The following is a 21,986-nucleotide window of genomic DNA, read 5'->3' as shown; positions in this document are numbered from 1 at the left end:
GCCATCGCTGCAGCACCGCCCCTTCAGCATTAGACACCCAAAGCTCTGCTTTGGGCCGGCCGGTGCGCACAGCTCTGCTTCGTCGAAGCCTGGGTGGGCCAGAGCCCGGGTGGCGCGCTCGAAGAGTTCGCCGGCGCGCTGGTAGGACAGGCGGGCGCGGCCAGTTGCGGGACAAATATCGAGGGTGGGGACTCGAGCTGGTGCCTTGCGGTCGGTGAGGAAGACCGGGCCGCGGGTCCTGCCTTTGAGCAGGCGGGGCAGTAGTTGGGCGGTGCCCGAGCGCCAATGCACCCAGTCGATCGCCCCTTGGAAGCGATTCGGGCACGCTCGTCCGCGGCCTCCAGGTCGGTGATATCGAGATCGGCGAGCTTGTTCAGCACCGCGCCGACGCCGACGCCGTTCACCGTCAGGAGGATTCCAGCCTTAACGTCGGCACGGCTGAGTTCTTCCCCCGCATGTTCCAGGATCGTGGCCGCGTGGGCGGGCGGGTCGCCGGTCATGATGCCCCGTTGAGTCGGGTGGTGGACAGCAAGCGCTCGGCCAGTTCCGGCCGCTCGTAATTGGTAAAGACCTGGGCGAGTTGCGAGATGAGGTACTTTCTCGCCTCGGGGGTCAGCCCTCGGATGAAGGTTTCGGTGATCGCGGCTACCTCGTTGCGGACCGAACCCGCATCGGCGGCCTCACCAAGGAGTCTCACTGCCGTTTCGAAGGGGTCTGCCTTGCCGCTGGTGGACTTGGCGGCGAGATCGGCCAGGCGGCTGGGGTCTTCGCCCACCCACCACATGCGAGCCATGGCGGGGCTCGCCAAGAAGTGATCTCGCAGGAAGCCGAGCCGCCGGGCCTGCTCCCGGTACTCCATCCGAGCGAGCGTCGTCTTCTGGACAGCCTCCTGGAGCGATCGTGCCGTCGCCACGGCGCTCGCACTGGCGCTGACCCGCGCCCGGACCCGGACCCGGTCGAGCAGGACGTGCAGGTCCGGCATGGCGACGACCGATTCGCGGTTCAGCTCGATGGTGATCTCGGCGGCGGCCCTGTCCAGGTCGAGAACGGACAGCTTGCCGCTGACGCTACGGGCATGGCTCTCCAACTTACGGTAGACCTGGGCCTCCTGAGCGGGCTGTTGGTGATCGAGCTGACCGTGGACCTCGATGGTCGCGTCGAAGCAGGCGCCCTCGAGCTTGCTGGGGAGCCGGGCGCGGTAGATGTACTCGTTCGAATGACTCGCTCTGACTCCCAGCAGCCGTTGCAGGAAGCCCCTAGTCATCGGCCCGCGCCTCCTGCTCCATCTGGAGCGCGAGGTCGATGGACTCCCTGGTCGAGGTTCCGCTCCCCGCGAGGACGGCGTCGATGACCTGCTGGAAGACGTGCTGCGTGGGGCCTCCGCCTCGTCCGAAGTTTCGCGTGCCCAGCTGAAGACGGCGAGAACCAGCAAGCTCTCCTCGATCGCGTTACTGGGCACCGCGCCGAGCACGGTGACCACCGTGGAAAGAGGCGCCTTTGCCAGGGCAGCCGCTTCCAGCCAGCGGGAGACGCCCGATCGTATCTCCGCCTCGGGGAGGGGCTTCGCAGCAGTGACTCCCAGGCCACCGCCAGCGCCGGCTCCCATCCCCGGTCGGCGTGCTCGATGAGCAGGAGCCGGCCGTCGGGGTCCTGCAGCAGCAGGATCTTGAGGAGGGCTTCTGCTGCGACGATTCGTCGCGGATCCGGCTCCGATCGGTCGAGCCAGCGTACGAGTCCGTCGAGGAGCTCTCGGCGGAGTTGCACGTTCGTCGCCAGGCCTGTGATGCCGTCCACCAGGTTCTTCCTGATGTCGGTGTCGGCGGTGAGCGCGACGTGCTTGAGCCGGGTTAGCGCCACGCGAGGGACGCTTCGGCCAGCGGACCGGTGCAGATGGCCACGACGGCGGCGTGCCGTGGCGGGGACTGCCGGGACCACTGGTAGAGCGTGCGGCGCGCGGCGCGGCCGAGTTCGTCGCTCATCGCCGCCCGCGTGAGAAGGGCGACCCCGAGGCCGAAGGTCGCCGTCCCGTTCAGGTATCCGGTCGCCAGCGTGTTCAGCATGGCGAAGTGACGCTGACGGATGGCGAGGTCCGCCACCCGCTCGGCGATCAGCGGTCCGTCTTCCGGCAGCTGCTGCGCGAGCTTGCCGAACCAGTCCTGAAGATCCTTATGGTCAGCCACTCTGGGCTGGAGTCCGCTTTTGCTACGTCTGACGGTCGTCGCCGAAACGTTATAGATACCACCGCAGGCGTTTTGATCTTCAGGACTCTCGCAAATATCAGTCATGCAGCGCCGTTCGTCCCGTTGTTGATCTCTTCGGATGCTCTGTATGCCTGTGAGTTTTCTGTGTACTCTGCGACGCGCACTTTACGTTTGCTTTACGTTCGGGGTGTTTCTGTGCGTGTGCGTACCTTCCTGACGGCGCTCGCGGTCTGCGCGGCGGCTACTCTCCCAGCGGTTCCTGCAGCGCTGGCCGTGGCGAGCCTCGACGCCGATCCTGTCTTGCTCGACGAGACGGTCGCCTCCTCGCAGGCCCGTCAGAGCGGCTCAGACGTGGTGGTCGATTCACTCACGACCGAATACAGCACCGTCAGCGCACGCCCGGACGGAACCTTCGTGCTGGAAACCAGCAACCAGCATGTTCGCGTGCAGCGCGACGGACACTGGCTGGACATCGACCTGACCTTGCAACGCAACGACGACGGCACGATCGGGCCCAAAGTGGCAGCGCTGGACATGGCCTTCTCCGGCGGAGGAAGCCAGAATCTGGCCAGCCTTGCCGTCCCCGGTAGCCGGCTGAATCTGGACTGGCAGGCAGGTCCTCTTCCTACCCCGGCACTGGACGGTGATCGGGCAACGTTTGCTGAGGTCATGCCTGGCGTGGACCTCGTGGTCAAGGCCCAACCCAGCGGTTTCGCGCACTTTTTGGTGGTGAAGAACGCAGCGGCTGCCGCCAACCCGGCCTTGCGCACCATCCGATACGGCGTCCGGGGCGAGGGCGTGACGGTGGTCGAACGACCGGGCGAAGCGCTCGAAGCGATCGACGCCGAAGGCAAGGCGATCTTCAGCGCTCCACAGCCTGTCATGTGGGACAGCCCAACCAGGGTTCCCTCGCCCGATCAGCCGGCGTCCTCGACGATCAAGTCCTTCAGTACTGCCGCCGACCCGCTTGAGGCCACGCAGGACAGCACCATCGTGCCCATGTCGGTGGACGTGGCTCCTGGCCAGCTCGCCATCCAGCCGGACGCGGCCATGCTGACCAGCCCGGAAACGACCTTTCCCCTGGTGATCGATCCCTACTGGACCGGGCAGAAGGAGGGCGACAACCCCATGTCCGGAGACACCAACAACAGTGCCTGGCACTCGATCAACAGGGACTACCCGACCACGGCGTACTGGAAGCCCGAAGGAACACCTGGCGAGTCCTGGGAGCGGGGATTGCAGGTCGGCGGCGGTTTCCAATCGTTCATCCGGATGGATACCGACCCCCTGTGGCGTAACCAGACGCGGCGGGTGATCGTCCAGGACGTCGATATGACCTTCGACGTCAAGTGGGCGATGAACTGCAGCTACGGATACATCTACCTGCACGCCTCCACAGGCTTCAATTCCGGGACCACCTGGAACGATGCCTACGACGCGGCGAAACCCACTGAGGCGAAGTACTGGCCTGTCCCTGGCGGGGACGGCTCCTCTCAGGTCGGCAAGGCCAACGTCGGGGACAAGGGGCTCAAGGAGTGCGGCAACGTCGACGCCTCCAACGACATCGTCTACTCCGGCAGCCCGGCGTCGAATTTGGGCAAGTTGGTGCAGTACGCGGCCGATCACGACTACGACTACATCAACCTGCGTCTGCGTCCCGAGAACTACGACACGGCGGCCAACTACAAGGGCTTCGGGTTGCTGCCGCGGCTGAAAGTCACCTACACCCATCCTCCGGATGTGCCGTCGGCGCTGAAGCTGATCAGCCCGGCGAAGACGTGTACCGCGACGGTGGATGCGACCTGGATTGGTGACGCCACCCCGACGCTCGGCGTGACCACGGTCGACATCGACTCCGGCGACCTGGTGACGGCCACATTTGAGGTAACCCGGCAAGACGGTACCGCGGTCTGGACCGGCACCACGGCCGCCGCCAAGCCGGGGGCCGTCTCCCTCACCATCCCGGCCGGCAAGCTAGTCGACACGGCAGGCGGCACGCAGTATCGATGGCGGGCCAAGGCAACGCAGTCCGGCACCTCCCTGTCCTCCGCATGGAGCGGCTGGTGTGCCTTCACCCTGGACAGTCTCGCCCCCGCCACACCTCCGGTGATCACCTCGACGCAGTTTCCCGCAGACCAGTTGGTGAGCGGCTACGACCCGGCCGCGGGCGGGTGGCAACCAGGCGTGTTCGCCGTCGATCCGGCAGGCACGAGCGATGTGGTCACCTACGGCTATGTGTTCAACGACGGCGCCGAGGCCTTCACGACCGTCACGGCTGGAGGGCCCACGAATCTGCCGTTCACCCCATCCACGCCAGGCCGCCAATCGCTGAAGGTGCGCACCCTGGATCGGGCCGGAAACTCCAGCCCACTCCAGAGCTACTACTTCAAAGTCGCTGGTCCGGCACCGGTAGCGATCTGGCGGCTGAACGAACCGACCGGTTCGACGGCAAACGCGAGTCGTCTGGACGGCAACACGGAAGTCACCGATCCGGATAGCCAGCTGACCTTCACAGGCTCGGCCGTGCTGGGTCGCGATGGCAACAAGGTGAGTGTCAACCCGAGTGACCTGGCAGTCGCCCTGAGCGGATCCGCCTACGGTGCCACCACCCAGCCGGTGGTCCGCACCGACGCCAGTTTCGCGGTGACCGCCTGGGTCAAACTCGACGACCTATCTGTCGACCAGGTCGCCGTCAGCCAAGCAGGGGCGACGGGCAGCATGTTCGAACTGGGCTGGATCGGCGGCAAGTGGACGTTCCGGCTGCGCGCCGCTGACGGCCAGGACGACACCTTCACCATGGTGGCCACGCCGGCCACGTTGGAAGGCGGCCGGACATGGCTGAATCGTTGGGCGTTCCTGGCCGCCCGCTACGACCAGCGAACCGGCATGATCAGCGTGCATGTCAACACTCCAGCCGATCCGCCGCTGGTCGAGGGCGGGCCGCCGGTCAAGGTGATCAGCGCTCCGGTCACGGTCGAGAGCGTCATGACTGCTCCGACGTGGTCAGCCGGCGGACCGTTCACGGTGGGCACCGCTCGGAACACACCGTCGTCCTGGGCCCGCCATCTTGTGGGCACGATCGACGACGTGCGGGTCTATCTGCACGCCGACGACGCCATTATCCGGGCGACGTTCGGCGATGAGAGCTAACCCGGACGGCGGCTAGGGCGGGCGTCGGACGAGGTTCCCTCCCGACGCCCTAGCCTCAGCCTTCGTCCTCCTCATCCCATCAACTTCCTGTTGCTTTTCGCGCCACGAGCTGGCGCCACTCTTGCCGTTGTTTTGTGGAAGGACCCTGCGTGGGCGCGCTAAGGCACCGATGGACCCGATCAGGGGCGGTCGCGGTCATCATGACCACCGCGATGACGTTGATGATGCAACCGGCGTTGGAAGCGGCGGCGGCGACTCGGCCCAGCCCGTCCAAACAAGCCGAACAGCGTCGGCCCAAGCTCGCCAAGGAAAAGCCGCTGCCAGCTGGCGCCTTCCGCGGAGTGCGCCAGTTGCCGAGCGGAAACAAGGGCACACCCGCTGATGCGGCCAGGCCCCAGGTTTCGTGGCCCAAGGGTGGTGAGGCGACGGTGGACCTCATCGCCGCCGACGTCGACGCCGCCGATCCCGCCGATGCTGCTGCCAGGCCCGCATCGCGGGCAGCGGTCCAACCGGCCGGGCTCACCCGGGCAGGTGACCTTCCGATCTGGATCGGCCCTGCCGAGGCCAGCGCCGCCCGTTCGGCCACGCAGCGGCTGACTGCGGCCACCCGCGTCAAGGTCCAGCTCAAGGATCGGCAACAGGCCTTGGCTGCTGGTGTGGACGGCTTGCTGGTCACCCTCGAAGACGCCGCCGCGGTGACCGAGCCGGTTGCCGGCGCAGCCTCGGTCGCATTCCACCTGGACTACTCCGCCATCGCCGACGCCCACGGCGGCGACTGGGCGTCTCGTTTGCACCTGCGTCTCCTGCCGTCCTGTGCGCTAATCACCCCGGATAAGCCTGAGTGTCAGCAGTCCACGCCGCTGGCAACCCGCAACGACGCCGCCAACCAGCGGCTCGTCGCACAGCTCACTTTGCCAGCCAACCAGGCAGATCAGACCGGACGCGAAGGTGCCACACCCACTGGCACCGCCGCGCCGAGCGCGACGATGGTGCTGGCCGCCGAGGCCAGCGCCTCCGGCCCCGGCGGAGACTGGACCGCCTCATCCCTGTCACCGTCGGCGGCGTGGGCGGCCGGCGGCAACACCGGCGGCTTCACCTGGTCCTATCCCATGCAAGTCCCGCCGGTACCCGGCGGGCTGGTGCCGGCGCTGGGACTGTCGTATGCGTCGGCTTCCACCGACGGCAAGACCGCGGCCGACAACGCCCAAGCCTCCTGGGTCGGGGAGGGCTTCGACCTATCGACCGGGTATATCGAACGCCGCTACACCAGCTGCGCCGATGATCAGATCGGCGACGCCGACCTGAAAGCCAATCAGTGCTGGGGCACCGACAACGCCACCATGCTGCTCAACGGTCAAGCCACCCAGCTGGTGTGGGACAGCGCCAGCAGCACCTGGCGCGGCAAAAAGGACGACGGATCGAAGATCGAACGCCTGTCCGGGGCCGTGAACGGTGACAATAACGGCGAATACTGGAAGGTCACCAGCCAGGACGGCACCCAGTATTTCTTCGGCCGCAACCGGCCAGCGGACTGGAGCGCAGGTCAGGACGAAACCGACTCGGTGCTGACCGTCCCCGTCTACGGCGATGACGCCAACGAGCCCTGCCACAATGCTGACGGCATCACCAGCTCCCGGTGTGCCCAAGGCTGGCGGTGGAACCTCGACCACATCATCGACAGCGACGGTAACACCGTCACCTACTTCTACGGCCGGGAAACCAACCACTACACGCCGACGTTCTACAACGGCTGGGGCAGCGGCGAAGCGACGCCCTACCACTCCGGCGGCTACCTCAAGCGCATCGACTACGGTCAGCGCACCAACCACGTCTACGACACCCCCGCGTCCGCACGCGTCGTCTTCACCGTCGCCGACCGCACCGACTACCCCGACGACCGTCTCTGCGCGGCCAACACCGACTGCGGCGATGAGAACGTCTCCCCCACGTTCTTCGACCGCAAGCGCCTCACCACGATCACCACACAGCTGCGCAACGGCAGCGGCTACGACGCGGTCGACTCCTGGTCTTTCGAGCAGAGCTACCTGCAGGGTCTGTGGCTGGAATCCATCACCCAGACCGGCCACGTCGGCGGCACCTTGGCCATGCCTCCGATCACGTTCGTCGGTACCCTGATGGACAACCGGGTCGTCTCGGCCAGCCCCGACAACGGGGGCACCGGCGTCGACCACCTACCGCAGTACAAGCGCGCCCGCGTCACCGCCATCGACAACGGCACCGGCGGCGTCACCTCCATCAGCTACGCAGCGCCGGAATGTGCCTTCGACGCCAACAGCATGCCCGCGGCCAAATCCAACACCCGCCGCTGCTACCCGGTGTATTGGACTCCTCCCGGCTACGCCGACCCCGTCCAGGACTGGTTCCACAAGCACGTCGTGGCCAGCGTGGTTGAATCCGACCAGCGCGGCGGCGCCGTCCAGAAGATCACCTCCTACGCCTACAAAGGCGGCGCCGCCTGGCGCTACGCCGAAGACGACGGGCTGACCAAGGATAAATACCGCACCTGGTCAGATTGGCGCGGCTTTGCCACGGTCGAGACCACGGTCGGTGACCCCGCCGCCGGCCAGCCGCTCACACGCTCGTCGGTCACCTATCTGCGCGGCATGGACGGCAACTACCAAGGCGCCGGCCAGCCCAAACAGAGCGTCTCGGTCAACGACAGCCGCAGTGAACTCACCGTGAAGGACGCCGACCACCTCGCTGGCGGTGTACTCGAGACCCGACTGTTCAACGGCGCGTTCACCGACACCGCAGAAGTCTCCTCCACCATCGCCCAGCCGTGGTCGCGCAAGACCGCCACCCGCACCGCCTCCTGGGGCGAAGTCGAGGCCTACATGGTCGACACCGCCTGGGAGAAGGTCCGCACGAAGAAGGCCGACGGCACCGCCCGCGCCGTCGAAACCCGCTACAGCTACGACAGCCTCGGTCGCGTCGTCGCCGTCGACGACGAAGGCGACATCGCCACCACCGCCGACGATGCCTGCCGCCACACGTTCTATCCGCCGCTCGGCACGACCCACGTGCCTGCCTATGCCATGCGTCAGCTCACCGTCGCCCGCGACTGTGACGACGCGGCCAGCACCGAACCCAACCTGGTCGCCGGCCAGGTCATCACCGACGTCAAGAGCCGCTACGACGGGCAGGCCTACGGCCTGGCCCCCATCAGGGGCAATGTCACGGCGATCGAATCCCTCTCCGGGGTAAGCGCCGGCAAGACCGCCACCGTCACGACCACCACCACCAGCTACGACTCCTACGGCCGGCCCATCGCGGTCACCCACGTAGGAGATCCCGCCACCAGCGCCGACGACCGCACCACCACTACCGCCTACCAGCACAACACCAACGGCCAGCTCACCTCGACCACGATCACTACCCCCAAGGTGAACGTCGCCGGCACCTTGACCGGCTTGGCCACCACCACCACATTCGACCCTGCCCGAGGCTCCCCACTCAAGGTGGTGGACGCCAACAACAACGTCGCCGAGGCCGAATTCGACCCGCTGGGCCGCATGACTGCCAGCTGGCTGCCCGGCCGGGACAAAGCCACTTACCCCACCACGCCGTCGGCCCGCAACACCTACACGGTGCCTGCCGCCAATTCGAGCACGCCCGTCTCCATCAAGACCGAAACCATCCGGACGGCTAGCGGCAGCGGCCCGGACGCAACCGCCACCTACGCAACCAGCATCCAGCTACTGGACGGGCTCATGCGCACCCGCCAGAGCCAAGCCGAAGCCGACAGTGGCCGCCGCCTGGTCACCGAATCGTTCTACGATAGTCGCGGCCTGGCCTTCAAGGCCAACGCCGCCTACCTGGCCACCGGCGCCCCAGCCGGGACGCTGGCCGCCATCGCCGACAACGCCGCACCGGCCCAAACGGTGACGCTGTTCGACGGCGTCGAACGCCCCATCGCCTCCATCCTCTATACAGCCGGGGCGGAAAAGTGGCGCACCACCACCGCCTACGCCGGCTCCGAGATCACCACCGTGACCCCACCGACCGGCGCGTTCCCCACCGCGACCGTGATCGACGCCCGCGGCCGGACCGTGGAAATGCGGCAGTACCTCTCCACCACGCTGCCCGCCACATACGACTCGACCAAGTACAGCTACGACGCCGCCGACCGGCAGAACATCGTCACCGGCCCTGACGGCGCCACCTGGACCGACGAGTTCGACGAGCGCGGCCGCATCAGCAGACGGCACGACCCCGACAAAGGCACCGTCAGCTTCACCTACACCCCCTTCGACGAGGTCGCCACCACCACCGACGCCCGCGGCATCACCCTGACCACCAGCTATGACGCGCTCGGTCGCAAGCTCGACCTCAAGCAGGGCACCACCCTGCTGGCCGCCTGGACCTACGACACCAAGGCCAAGGGGCAGCCGTCCTCCTCCACCCGGTACCTCGGCGGCAACGCCTACGTCAGTGAAGTCACCGGCTACGACGAGCGCTACCGCCCGTACGGCACCAAGATCACCATTCCGGCGGTGGAAGGCAAACTCGCCGGCAGCTACGTCACCAGCCAGTCCTACAACCTCAACGGCAGCCTCGACACCACCGCCTACCCGGCGGCGGGTGACCTACCCGCCGAATACGTCACCACCTACTACGACGCGCTCGGCCGGCCGGAGTGGAACACCGGCATCTCCACCTACATCGCCGACACCACCTACACCGGCCACAACGAGATCGCCCAGCTCACCTACGGCGCTCGCACCGGCAAGTTCGTCTGGCAGACCTTCGAATACGAACCCGGCACCCACCGACTCAAGCGCGCCATGGTCGACCGCGAAACCGTTGCCAACAACGACGCCGACGTCACCTACACCCACAACAACGCCGGCGCCCTCACCGCCATCACCGACGCCGCCCCAGGTAAGCCGGCCGACCGGCAGTGCTTCACCTACGACTATCTGCAGCGTCTGACCGCCGCCTGGACTGTCACCGGCGCCACCAGCTGCGCCACCGCGCCGGTCAAGGCCAACATCGGCGGACCGGCCCCGTACTGGCACACCTACGCCTACAACAAGGGCGGCAGCCGCACCACCGAAACCCTTAAGGCCATCGGCAGCGCCACCACCGACACGGTGCGCACCTACACCCCCAGCGCACCCCTCGGCAGCTCCGGCAAGACCAGTCCGCACGCCCTGGCCAAGGTCGCGCAGACCGGCCCGGGCGCGCGTACCGACACCTTCACCTACGACAACGCCGGCAACACCACCAAACGCGTCCTCGGCACCACCACCCAAACCCTGGACTGGGACGCCGAAGGCCACCTGGCCAAGGTCGCCGAGGGCACCAAGGTCACCGAGTATCTCTACGACGCCGACGGCAACCGGCTCCTCCGCAGGGACCCCACAGCCACCACGCTCTACCTCCCCGGTCAGGAACTGGCCCTCAACAAAACCAGCCAAGTCCTGACCTGCACCCGCTACTACACCCACGCCGGCCAAACAGTAGCCGTCCGCACCGCCACCGGCTTGGACTTCGTCCTCGCCGACCATCACGGCACCGGCCAACTCCAGATCGACGCCACCGACCAGTCCCTGGCGCAGACCCGTTCCCTACCCTTCGGTGGCGTCCGCGGCACCAACGTCGGCATCTGGACTGGCGAGAAGGGCTTCGTCGGCGGCACTCGCGACACCAGCACCGGCCTCACCCACCTCGGCGCCCGCGAATACGATCCAGCCACCGGCCGCTTCATCAGTGTCGACCCGATCCTGGACCTGTCCAACCCGCAGCAGCTGCACGGCTACACCTACGCAGGCAACAACCCCATTAACTACGCCGACCCCAGCGGCCTCAACTACTACACCAACAACGCCTGCGCCGACGACTGCTACGGCAAGTACGACGAGTACATCTCTCCTTCCAAGAAGAACAAGAAGGGCAAGTACAAGCAGACCAAGGGCGCCACCCACAACAGCGACGGCACAGGCACAACCAGCAGCGGCAAGCACTACGGCAAGAAACGCAACGGCAAGCCCTACCGCGGCGAAGAGTACGAACCGGGCAGCAAATTCGCTAAACGCGGCCACGTCTGGGAGTCCGGCAGCGGCGACGCCCCTAAGAAGGATAAGAAGAAGGACGATCCGACGCCGCCTGCGCTTGTCGTGGCTCCGAAGACCCCGGTCAAGCCTGTTGGCCCACTGGGCACCGGGGCGACCAACGTCACCTCGGGGCTGAACGTCTGGTCAATCCTGAGGATCGGCAGCCCGCTCCTCATGCTGCTCAGCCTCTGCGGAGACACGCCCGGCGCAGCAGGCTGCCAGGACTCTTCTGCCACGACCACCGATGAGGACTCCCCCTACCAGCTGTATCGCGCGCCGGCCAAGGGCAATCGATGGAGCGAAGCCGCCGGACTCAATCCTGCAAATCACCCCGACACCGGGGTGCCCGGATATGAGGGAACCGCATACCTTGGCGACAGCGAGGAAGTGGCACAGAAGTATGCAGCCATCGGCACACATGAAGACGGCTATCACGAATACACGATGAAGCCCGGTTTTCTAAGGGCATTCCCGCCGGGAAGATACATGCGCACTCACGACAACCGCCCAGATCAATACCAGTGGCTCATTCCTCGCAATGAAATCCCTCGCTTCAACTCGTACATCGGCGGAGTTCGATGGATCAACTATTATCAGGACGACCTAGGGAACGGCTACAAATGGTGACCCTACTAACACCCTATGCGTGCGACTAGCAGAAATTACCCAATGCTAGGAATCTGAACTTCCAGCTCGTCGATGAGCTTTCCTATCGGTTCCACCATCGGGGAAGCTCATCATCGAACGCCGCCGCACCGATCCTGTAATCCTGCAGCGATTTACCACACAGATACCACGCCGGGACCTGATAGAATGCGTCCATCGCGGGAGGTGGATTCATGGGTAACCACCACATTCAAGCGGCGGAGAGCTAGTATGATTCCGCGAAGATGAATTTCGCACTGCCCAACTTTCTCGCGACATGCACGTGACAAGGATCTTCGACGTGGACAAAAGAGTCGACCCTGAAGCACGCCGGGCACGTCTCGGCGCCTTGGAGTCCGGACAGGTCCAGAGGGGCACGGTTACCGCCGTCGGGACTTACGGCGCCTTCGTTGATCTAGGCGGCATCTACGGGCTCATCTCGGTAGTTAATCTAGCCTGGCGACACTTTGCTAGTCCAGCCGAAATTGTCGAGGTAGGCCAAGAGCTTGCAGTCATGGTCCTAGATGTAGATCTAGACCGCGAACGAGTGTCTCTTTCACTCAAAGAACTCCAGCCTCAGCCCTTGCTTGAATTTGCACGAACAAAACTTGACTGTATCGTTCAGGGTCGCGTCAGCAAAGTGGTGCCATTTGGCGTGTTCGTTCGTGTCGACGACGGAGTTGAAGGCCTGATCCCAGAAGCTGAATTCACAAATCGGGGCATCATTTCCCTACCATCCCTTGGTTCGGAAATCGCGGTAAAAGTCACAGACATCAATATAATTCGCAGCAGAATTCGACTCGTTCTGCCATAGACTCGGCGCACCGCTCGCCGACATCAGCCTGATCTGCCCCGGCCGTGGTGCGCTCGCGGGCCCGCGGGCACTGTGTCCGCTCGACCGCCCTGGCCATCGACGACAGGCGCAGCCCATCCCTGACGCTGTGATGGAGACGCCGGCCCGCTCGGCGAAGCGCCCGGTCGGTCCGGGCTCCGGTGCCATCGCGGTGCCGGGCGGCACGCCCGACTGGGCCGTCTCACGGCGGCTCGGGCACGCCCACGTCCAGACGACGCTGGACCTGTACGGCTGGGTGAGCGAGGACGCCGCCTTGCGCACGGCGGCCAACTGGAAGCAGTACATCAAGGAGTAGCACGCCGCCGATGACTAACGAACCCCAGGTCACGCCCCAAGACGCACTTCCTGTCTCCCGGTGCAGGGAGGGCTGCGAGAGCCTGCCTACGGCCCGCTGGCCAGGCTGGAGAGCGACCTCCCGCACGCTTGGCGCGGGGAGATCATCGGCCCGGGTCTCACCGGCCACACCGACCGTCCCGCGGGAAGCTTCACGCTGGACCTGCGTGACCTGCCCGACCGCTTCCGGCTGGAGATGGCCTGGATGGCGCACTGGCAACTCCTGGACGGCGCGAGCGTGATGGTCTACCAGTTCGGCCGTATCGCTCACTTGCTCAGGTCGGCGGCACGCTGCGGATACGCCGACCGTCTGCCCGCCTCCCTGCGGTCCGGGTGCCGGAATCTCCGCCGTCGATGCGGCAGCAGCGGCTCGATGGCCGCCATAATTTCGTAGCTGATCTCCCAGGGCTTCTGCTTCGCCATCAGCTACTTCCGCTCCGCAATAGCGAGAGATCAAACCACGACAGCGATCATTCTGTTAGGAGCTCTTAGCCGACTTACTTCAGGAATAACTCGACTCAAATCAAATGTTACGGATAGCCGAAAAGTTGATCTTGTGACGATCCGGTCTCAGCCAGTCAAAACGAGACCCGGCCACCTCAGCGCGCTCGATACGTTGACGCCTTCCAGCACGCAGAAGGGGCGCCTAGCATGAGCGAGCAGCAGAGGGGTTCAGCAGCCGTCAGCGACGGGGCCACGATACCTGTGAAGGTCCGCGATGAAGTGCCTGTCCTCGCGAAGAAGTCCACTCCGGCTCGCTCCGCACCCAAGTGGGAGACTGATGCCCGCGATCGGGTCAAGGCAGCTATCCGCCGCTACTCCAAGCCGTTGGCCGACCTGGTCGCGCGCGATGCCAACGAAGGAGACACCCGACTCCTTGTCACCGACTTCCTCTGTAACGGCCTGGGCTACGACAAGTACGATGAACTGACCACTGAATATCAGGTAAAGGGCGAATTCGCAGACTACGGGATCCGCATCGACAAGCAGCTTTGTCGCGTTTATCGAGGTCAAGCGCTGCACCCAGAAGCTGGGCATCAAGCACCTGCGCCAAGTCCAGATGTACGCGGTCAACGAAGGTGTGGAATGGATGATCCTCACCAACGGCCAGGTCTGGCAGGTCTATCACCTCACCGGCGGCCTGCCAGTGGAGGTCGACCTAGCTTTCGAAGTGGACCTGCTGAGCGACAGCACCCCAGCGTCCAAGGCAGACTCACTCTTCTTCCTCAGCAAGGACGCATTCAAGCGCCGCCTCATCGACGATCTCTGGAAGGCCCGGGCCGCCACCTCGCCGCGCTCGCTGGCCCAAGTCATTCTCTCCGACACCGTGCTGGACACGATTCGGCGGGAAGTCCGACGCCAGACCAGCCACAACGCCGATGCCAAGGATCTGGCGCGTGTCTTGCGGGAAGAGGTGCTGCGGGCCGAGACAACCACCTGATCGAGCACGCCAAGGAATGGCGCGTCACCCCTTGATCAAGATGTCCCATGCAGAGGACTTCGCGCCTACCGGAGAAGCCTTTGGTGATCAGGTAGTGACTGCCGCCTGCCGTCTCCGCTCGTCTGCGGACGAAACGGTCCGAGCCCCCCTATTGAGCTCTGATCTGCGAGGAGCGCACCGCCGCATAGACCATGAGCATGTCTCCACCGACCACGACGGGCAGAGGGCTGCGCAAGGTGATCGCCCGCGATGACGGCCGCTTGGACCTGCTCTACATGAATGCCGATGACCCGTAATCCATCGTCCGGTGGTAGAGGAGAGTACAAAGCTAACCAGCAGTCTCCCGCTCGCAGTCAGGATCCTCTGCCGCGCCCCCCGGGATGCCCTCGCGCCAGATTGACGTCATAGGCCGACGTTACGCATGGCGTTGTCGCGCCAGCGGTCGACGGCGCGGATGTAGCGCAGCACCACCGGGGAGGTGGGCGCCCAGCGGCCGTGCTTGGCGATCACGGCCACCGGGACGCCGGCGGCGTAGGCGACGGTTGCGCCGCCGGCGCGCAGGCTGTGCGCGGTGACCGTCTCGGCCGACGGGACGCCGGCGCGCAGGGCCAGGTCGCGGACGATGACGTTGACCGCGTCGGCACCCAGCGAGGGGCCCAGGCCACCGTGCCGGTTCACGCGTCGCAGTAGCCGTCCGTCGAACAGTCCGGCCCGATCCAGGACGGCGAGCCAGTCGCGCCAGGCGGCCACCGGGTCGGTGAGCGGGTGGGTGCCGCGTGGCAGGGCGATGGTTTCGCCGCGGGAGTCCTTGTCGGTCTTGGAGGTGCGGATGGACACTTCCAGGCCGTCGGCCACTTCGCGCACATCGTCCCGGTTCAGGGCGACGAGTTCGCTGCGGCGGCCCATCAGGGCCAGGCCGAGCACCAGAAGCAGCCGGTCCCGAAGCCCGATCACCGTGGTCAGGTCGCAGGCGGCGATCATGGCTCGGAGCGCGTCGATGGTGATCGGCGGCGCTTCACGCTGGGCGCGGTTGCCGCTTTCGGCGCGCTGGCGCTTGTAGGCGCGCAGCACGAGCCGGGCGGCTTCGGTGGAGGGCTGACCGGTATGTCCGGACAGGCGGTGCATGGTGCGCACCGCGGCCAGTGCCTGCTCGATGCTGGCCGAGGCCTGGCCGGCGGCGCACAACTGGGCGACATATTCGGCCAGGCTCTCCCCGGTGGCGGGCAGGGCCTGGCGGTCCTGGGCGGCGCACCAGGCGACGAAGGCGCTCCACTGTCGCGCGTAGGCGCGGCGGGTGTTGGCGGGCACGCCTTCGGCGATCAGCCGTCGGGTTTCGGCGCTGAGCGCGAAGTCGGCACCTGTGTGAGTCGTCCCGTCTCCAGCCGGATGCCTGGCCGCGGGGGTGGTCGTGGACGGGAAGCTGTGCGCTGGCGCGGGTGGTCGTCGCTCGGCTTTCCGTTGCTCGTCGGGGTGGTGCTGCCCCTCCCCCGCGTCCGGCGGTCGAACCCGCTCCCCCATGTCCGTTTCGTCCCTTCTCGGCGGGTGGCGATCATGCCGCTTCTAACCTGCGATAAGGAAGGTTATCACAGGCTAGACCTGACGTCAGTCCGTTCGCGAACGCACGGGAATGCAGCGTTCGAACGTAACGAACGATACGCTGATCGGTGTGACAGATCAGCGCCCCACCGCACCGCACGTTGGAGCCGACCGGACCGGCATCGATGACAGGTCGCCGGCGAGCGTGCCTCCCGCCAGTCCCCCGCTCCCCGCCGCCCCCGGCGACGTGTCGGTAGCGGCGCCGTCGACGTCCGGGGCACCGTCCGGGGCAACGTCTGTGGCGCCGTCCGTGGCACCGTCAGTCGAGCCGCGGTGCGCCGGCCCCGGATGCGCGCACACTCTGCCCGGCCGCAGCAGCCGCGCCAAGTACTGCAGCGACGCCTGCCGCGCCGCCGCCTACCGAGCGCGCACCACCGCCCATGCCGCCCCGGTCGCCAATGCACTGCTGCGCGTTGAGGACCTCCTGGCGCCACTGCTGGCCGCGGGCGCCCACTGGCAGAGCGCGCAGGAGGCGCTACGTGCCCAGCTGGCCGAGCTGAGCACCGGGGCTCTGGCCCAGGTCGAGGCGGCTGAACAGGCCGCCGAGGAAGCCCGCGCCTCCGCCGCGGCCGCCGAACAGGAGGCGACCGCCGCAGCCAACACCGCCGCCGCACGGATCGCCGCGGCCGAGCAGGCCCGGCAGCAGGCCGAGGCTGCCCGCGATCGCGCCGAGGAGCGTGAGCAGGAAGCCTGGCGCCAGGTCGGCGAGCACGAAGGCGCCCGCGTCCAGGCCGAGCAGGCCGCCACCGAAGCCGAAGCCCGCCAACGCCACGCCGAAGCCGCGTGTGCCGCCGCCCAAGAGCACAGCGACCGGATGGCCACCCTGAGCGCCACCGCCACCACCCGGGTCGCCGAACTGGAGCAGCAGGCCGAAGCGCGCCTCAGTGAGCTTGCCGAGCTTCAAGGCCGGCTTGACGAGCAGGAGCGCCAGACCCGCGAGGCCGAGCGCGAGCGCGATCAAGCGCGCGGTGCGGTGGCCGCGCACACGCACGAAGGCGACAGGCTCCGCCAGGCCCTGGCCGCCGAACAACAGCGCCGCGAGCAGGCCGTCACCGCCGTGGCGGTGGCCGAGCACGAGCGTGACCAGGCCCGCAGGGCAGCGGCTGCGAGCGCGCACGAAGGCGACAGACTCCGCCAGGCCCTGGCCGCCGAACAACTACGGCGCGAGCAGGCCGTCACCGACGGAGCCGTTGCGGTAGCCGTATCCGAGCAAGCCCGCACCGACGCCGAGCGTGCCGCCGCCTCTGCCGCCGCCGAGTCAGTGCGACTACGCGACGAACTGGCCAAGCTCACCGCAGCCTTGACGACGGGTCACCAGTCTGAGCCCTCATGAGCCCCGGCGTGGACCAGCATCGGCAGCAGGTTCGGCAGCGGCTTCGGCGGCGATGCCGTAGTGGCGGGCAAGTCGGGGAAGGCGGCGCATGAGCTCCGCCGAGACGCTGAAGTCCCATTCTTCGCCGTTGGACTGGGCGACAAGGCTGAGGAAAGAGAAGGCACTGGTGATTCCCCGTGCCCGGAGCGCTTCGGCAGGATGTGCGCGGTCGCTGCCCATGACCTGCTCGTAGGCATGGGTGGCGGCGTAGGAGAACGATTTGAACCCGGGCCAGTCCTCATCAGGCCAACAGACCCGCCGTGTCCGGATCAGCCGGATGAGGCGGATGCCCCCGTCGCGGGACCGCGATATCCGACGACGGGTGAAGGTACGTGACATCTCGAACAACCGCTGGACCTCCGGAAGGTCGATGATGTGGTCGGGGCAGTCCATCACCTTGTCGAAGGCCGCACGGCCGAGGCTGATTAGCCAGTCGACGAAGCACTCGAACCCGTCGGAGGAGCCCGAAGTGGTGATCATCCAGCAGGCCGCGTACAGCTCCCAGGTGCAGGCGCGGTCGGCGCTGATGGTGAACCATGCCTCGAAGTCGACGATCTCCTCAGCGGGCAGGCGGGAAAGCTGATCTTCGAGCCAGGCGACACGGTCCTCACGGTTGCTGCTTTCCTGGGCGGAGCGCTCGACCAGATCCCAGAAGCCGTCCACGTCCATGACATCTGATCTTGGCAGATTCTTGCACTGGCACTGGTTCCGGCCGAAGGGCGAGGCAGCCACTGGCCTGGTGGTGGCCCGCCCTTCCGCTCGCGCTCGCCCTGGCCATCACCGGATGGATCCGGGGTTGAGGAACCTGCGGACAGCCGTTGGCGGTACCGGCGAGTAACTTAACTGGACGCTTCGGCAGGTCGTCCTGCGGGTGATCATTTCCGTTCAAGATCTGGACTTGTGGTGTGTTTCCGGTTGTTACCGGGCGCTAGGTGGTGTGCCTACGGTCTTCGGTCATGCCTGCAGAGTTTCTGTCTGATGAGTAGAGGACGGCGTACGCGACCTTCGGTGAGATGCCGTCGCTGCCGGACATGGAGAAGTTCTTCTTCCTGGACGCCTTCGACCGGGAAGTGATCGCGCGCTCGCGCCAGAATTCACATCGCCTTGGCGTGGCGGTCCAGATCGGGACGGTCCGACACAAGGGGCTGTTCCTGGAGGACCCGCTTGAGGTGCCGTGGCCGGTGGTGGACTACCTGGCAGAGCAGTTGGGCATCGGGGATCCCTCGCAGGTGAAACGGTACGGGGAGCGGTCGAAGACGGCTTATGAGCATGCGTGGATGATCCGAGATGTCTACGGCTTCCACGACTTCGACGACCGGGAGGTCGTGGGAGGGCCGGGTGTTGTCGAAGCGGTTCTTGACGTTCCTGCACGGTCGCGCGTGGACGCATGCCGAGGGGCCGACGGCGTTGTTCGATCAGTCGGTGGCATGGCTGCGCCGGCATCGGGTGCTGCTGCCGGGGGTGACGGTGCTGGAGCGGCTGGTCGGCTCAGTGCGGGAGCGGGCTGATGAGCGTCTATATGCGACGGTGGCTCGGCAGGTTGAGCGCGCTGATGCGGGGTTGCCACGAGCGTTGTCGGGGTTGCTGGTGGTTCCCGAAGGGGCGCGGATCTCGGAGTTGGAGCGGCTGCGGCAGGCGCCCAAGCGGCACTCGGGCACCGAGATGGCCAAGGCGCACAAACGGGTGGACGACATCGCGGCGTTCCGGCTGGGGCGGGTGCGCATCGACAAGGTGCCGGTGCGCCGGATGAAGACGCTGGCCAAATACGGAGCGGGCAGCAAGGCGCCGCTGCTGGCCCGGCTGAACGAGCCACGCAAGACGGCCACGATGCTGGGGGCGACCCGGTCGCTGGAGGCCGAGGCGATCGACGACGCGCTGGATCTGTTCGCGCTGCTGATGGCCACCCGGTTGATCTCGCCGGCGCGGCGCAAGTCGGCAGGTGAGCGGATGGCGATGCTGCCGAAGTTGGAGAAGGCCTCCAAGCTGCTGTCGCGGGCGGGCCGGGTGCTGGTGGAGCAGCTGGACCTGGTGGCCGAGGTGGGCGCCGATCTGGACGTGGCCGCGTTGGACGGCGGTCGCCGCGCAGGCCGGCGCGAGTAAGGAGCAGGTGCTGGCCGCGCTGGAGCAGGTCGAGGAGCTCGTGCCGGAAGACGACGGGGCCGCGGAGGCGGCGCTGCGCGCCGCTCTGGTGGACAAGTACAACACCGTCCGGCCGTTCTTGAAGCTGCTGGGAGAATCACGAGCGTTGGGGGCGGCGGCGGGCGGCCGCAAGGTGCTGGCCGCGGTGCGGCGCCTGCCGGAGCTGGCGCGCCGGCAGGTCGGCAAGAAGCCGCTGCTGCCGAAGGAGATCGACGCCTCGCTGGTGAGCGCGGCATGGAGGCGGCCCATCTTCGCCAACCCCGACCTGCCGGCGGGCGCGGTCGATCGCGACGCGTACGTGGTGTGCGTGTTGGAGGGCCTGTTTCGTGCGCTGCAGGTGCGGGACGTGTTCGCCGCCCCGTCGCTACGCTGGGCCGATCCGCGCGCCCATCTGCTGGACGGCCTGGCGTGGGAGGCGATCAGCGAGGATGTGCTGGCCTCGCTGTCGCTGACCGACCCGGTCGATGCCCATCTGGATGCCAAGCTGCTGGCGCTGGATGCGGCGTGGAAGCAGATGGCCGGCCGACTTGAAGAAGCCGGTGACGACGCCCTGGTGCGGGTCATCAACCCGGCAGACGGGCACGCCCGCTTGTCGGTGGAAAAGCTCGGCGCGCTCGGCGAGAGCGCGTCGTTGAAGTGGCTGCGCGCGGCCTGCCAGGCGATGCTGCCCCGCATCGACCTGCCCGAGCTGCTGCTGGAGGTGCACTCCTGGACCGGTTTCCTGGACGCCTATACGCATCTGGCCGACATCTCCACCCGCATGCACGACCTGCCGCGCTCCCTGGCCGCGCTGCTGATCAGCGAGGCCTGCAACGTCGGCCTCACCCCGGTGATCAAGGACGGGGACGAGGCGCTGACGCGCGGCCGCCTGTCGCACGTCGACCAGAACTACGTGCGCGCCGAGACGCATGCTGCGGCCAACGCGATCCTCATCGAGGCCCAGCGCGGTGTGCCGATCGTGAAGTTGTGGGGCGGCGGCCTGCTGGCCTCGGTCGACGGGCTGCGCTTCGTGGTCCCGGTGCAGACGATCAACGCCGCCCCCTCGCCGAAGTACTTCGGCTACAAACGCGGCCTGACCCTCCTCAACGCGGTGAACGACCAGGTGATGGGGATCGGGCAGGTGGTCGTGCCGGGCACCCTACGCGACTCGCTGTACATCCTGGACTGCCTGATCAATATCGATGCCGGGCCGAAACCCGAGCTGGTCACGACGGATCAGGCCAGCGATAGCGACATGGTGTTCGGCATCTCCATGCTCGGGTACCGGATCGCGCCCCGCTTCGCTGACCTGGGCGACCAGCGGTTCTGGCGTGCCGACCTGCCCGACGGGACGACGCCGGCGTACGGTCTGCTGGAGGCGATCGCCCGCAACAAGATCAACCGGAGCAAGATTGCGACGCAGTGGGCGGACATGACCCGGGTCGCCGGATCGCTGGTGACCAACCAGGTGCGCGCCTACGACCTGCTGCGCATGTTCGCCCGCAACGGGCGCCCGACCCCGCTGGGGCAGGCGTTCGCAGAGTACGGCCGCATCGACAAGACCCTGCACCTGCTGTCGATCCTGGACCCGATCGACGACACCTACCGGCGCAAACTCAACAAGCAGCTCACCGTGCAGGAATCCCGGCACCGGCTGGCCCGCAAGATCTGCCACGGTAACGGCGGGAAGATCCGGCAGGCCTACCGCGAAGGACAAGAAGATCAACTGGCCGCGTTGGGGCTCGTGGTCAACGCGGTCGCGTTGTGGAACTCCAAGTACCTGTCGGCCGCCGTCGACCAGCTGCGCGCCCATGATGTGCCGGTCAAGGACGAGGATGCCGCCCGGCTCAGCCCGCTTGGTCACGCCCACCTCAACGTCCTGGGCCGCTATGCCATCGCCTCCTCTGCCCCGGCCGAAGGCCTGCGCCGGCTCGGCGAGATCCCCGACGGCGCGGACGCGGTGGTGGAGGAGGAGGGCGTGTAGACCCCTTTTGCGGCGCGGCGGCCATCATCCTGTCTGTGACGTGCATCTATTCATGCTGTGATTCCTGCAGACCCTGGTCATGCCACAACACTTAACGTGAGCACCGGACTGAAAGGATGTTCGCAAGAGGTTGCGAAACGAAGATCGAGCACACCAGGGACGGCTCTCGGCCCGCAGGAATCAGCCACTCTGATAGCAGGCCACAATCGCGGTCCG

The 21,986-nt window shown here is 66.6% G+C and carries 16 protein-coding genes; 11 read left to right on the top strand and 5 right to left on the bottom strand.

Annotation, left to right across the window (positions count from 1 at the left end; translation table 11 throughout):
* Positions 1-29: 29 nt before the first annotated feature.
* Both HNR30_RS50825 and HNR30_RS45550 read right to left on the bottom strand, forming a co-directional pair.
* The gene (locus tag HNR30_RS50825; RefSeq protein ID WP_486348564.1) at positions 30-500 is read right to left on the bottom strand and encodes a Pycsar system effector family protein; all 471 of its coding nucleotides are present in this window, start codon (positions 498-500) and stop codon (positions 30-32) included.
* Entirely contained in the window at positions 497-1,264 is a 768-nt protein-coding gene (locus tag HNR30_RS45550; protein ID WP_181616470.1) for a hypothetical protein, read from the bottom strand. The genes HNR30_RS50825 and HNR30_RS45550 overlap by 4 nt, the downstream gene beginning before the upstream one ends.
* Before the next feature lie 353 nt (positions 1,265-1,617).
* On the opposite strand from HNR30_RS45550, the gene HNR30_RS45545 reads away from it, so the two are divergent.
* Positions 1,618-1,851 (top strand): hypothetical protein, encoded by a 234-nt coding sequence (locus HNR30_RS45545; protein ID WP_181616469.1) that lies wholly within the window; start codon positions 1,618-1,620, stop codon positions 1,849-1,851.
* Here the strand turns inward: HNR30_RS45545 and HNR30_RS45540 are convergent.
* Entirely contained in the window at positions 1,848-2,180 is a 333-nt protein-coding gene (locus tag HNR30_RS45540; protein WP_181616468.1) for a hypothetical protein, read from the bottom strand. The two genes, HNR30_RS45545 and HNR30_RS45540, sit on opposite strands and share 4 nt — an antisense overlap.
* A 216-nt stretch (positions 2,181-2,396) precedes the next feature.
* Here HNR30_RS45540 and HNR30_RS50560 point away from each other — a divergent pair, with 216 nt between their 5' ends.
* The 6 genes from HNR30_RS50560 to HNR30_RS45510 all read left to right on the top strand — a co-directional run bounded on the left by HNR30_RS50560 (position 2,397) and on the right by HNR30_RS45510 (position 14,700).
* A complete protein-coding gene (locus HNR30_RS50560) occupies positions 2,397-5,351 on the top strand; it encodes a LamG-like jellyroll fold domain-containing protein (RefSeq protein WP_181616467.1) in 2,955 nt (984 codons plus the stop codon).
* 200 nt (positions 5,352-5,551) lie between these two features.
* Positions 5,552-12,055: an RHS repeat-associated core domain-containing protein gene (locus tag HNR30_RS45530; protein WP_181616466.1), complete on the top strand. Its 6,504-nt coding sequence runs from the start codon at positions 5,552-5,554 to the stop codon at positions 12,053-12,055.
* Positions 12,056-12,374: 319 nt separating this feature from the next.
* The gene (locus tag HNR30_RS45525; protein ID WP_181616465.1) at positions 12,375-12,887 is read left to right on the top strand and encodes a S1 RNA-binding domain-containing protein; all 513 of its coding nucleotides are present in this window, start codon (positions 12,375-12,377) and stop codon (positions 12,885-12,887) included.
* 127 nt (positions 12,888-13,014) lie between these two features.
* On the top strand, positions 13,015-13,221 hold the full coding sequence (locus HNR30_RS45520; RefSeq protein WP_220134751.1) for a hypothetical protein: 207 nt from the start codon (positions 13,015-13,017) through the stop codon (positions 13,219-13,221).
* Between the two features lie 60 nt (positions 13,222-13,281).
* Positions 13,282-13,653, top strand: coding sequence for a hypothetical protein (locus tag HNR30_RS45515; protein ID WP_181616464.1), 372 nt, complete (start codon positions 13,282-13,284; stop codon positions 13,651-13,653).
* A gap of 696 nt (positions 13,654-14,349) precedes the next feature.
* Positions 14,350-14,700 (top strand): hypothetical protein, encoded by a 351-nt coding sequence (locus HNR30_RS45510; protein ID WP_181616463.1) that lies wholly within the window; start codon positions 14,350-14,352, stop codon positions 14,698-14,700.
* Positions 14,701-15,102: 402 nt separating this feature from the next.
* Here the strand turns inward: HNR30_RS45510 and HNR30_RS45505 are convergent, their stop codons facing one another.
* Positions 15,103-16,008, bottom strand: coding sequence for a site-specific integrase (locus tag HNR30_RS45505; protein ID WP_181616462.1), 906 nt, complete (start codon positions 16,006-16,008; stop codon positions 15,103-15,105).
* Positions 16,009-16,546: 538 nt separating this feature from the next.
* Here HNR30_RS45505 and HNR30_RS45500 point away from each other — a divergent pair.
* Positions 16,547-17,629 (top strand): coiled-coil domain-containing protein, encoded by a 1,083-nt coding sequence (locus HNR30_RS45500; protein ID WP_181616461.1) that lies wholly within the window; start codon positions 16,547-16,549, stop codon positions 17,627-17,629.
* Here the strand turns inward: HNR30_RS45500 and HNR30_RS45495 are convergent.
* Positions 17,624-18,337 (bottom strand): DUF4240 domain-containing protein, encoded by a 714-nt coding sequence (locus tag HNR30_RS45495; RefSeq protein ID WP_181616460.1) that lies wholly within the window; start codon positions 18,335-18,337, stop codon positions 17,624-17,626. The genes HNR30_RS45500 and HNR30_RS45495 overlap by 6 nt on opposite strands.
* A 344-nt stretch (positions 18,338-18,681) precedes the next feature.
* Between HNR30_RS45495 and HNR30_RS50820 the strand changes: the two genes are divergently transcribed.
* Genes HNR30_RS50820 through HNR30_RS50810 form a run of 3 tightly spaced genes read left to right on the top strand, consistent with a single transcriptional unit; the run spans position 18,682 to position 21,770 of the window.
* On the top strand, positions 18,682-19,176 hold the full coding sequence (locus HNR30_RS50820) for a DUF4158 domain-containing protein (protein ID WP_512699305.1): 495 nt from the start codon (positions 18,682-18,684) through the stop codon (positions 19,174-19,176).
* Complete coding sequence (locus tag HNR30_RS50815) at positions 19,076-19,768, top strand: hypothetical protein (RefSeq protein ID WP_512699304.1); 693 nt, start codon at positions 19,076-19,078, stop codon at positions 19,766-19,768. The genes HNR30_RS50820 and HNR30_RS50815 overlap by 101 nt, the downstream gene beginning before the upstream one ends.
* Before the next feature lie 7 nt (positions 19,769-19,775).
* On the top strand, positions 19,776-21,770 hold the full coding sequence (locus HNR30_RS50810) for a Tn3 family transposase (RefSeq protein ID WP_512699303.1): 1,995 nt from the start codon (positions 19,776-19,778) through the stop codon (positions 21,768-21,770).
* The last annotated feature ends 216 nt before the right edge of the window (positions 21,771-21,986 follow it).

Source organism: Nonomuraea soli, from assembly GCF_013761175.1.
GTDB lineage: Bacteria > Actinomycetota > Actinomycetes > Streptosporangiales > Streptosporangiaceae > Nonomuraea > Nonomuraea soli.
The sequence above is the reverse complement of the archived record's forward strand: the minus strand, read 5'-3'. Positions and strand labels throughout refer to the sequence as shown.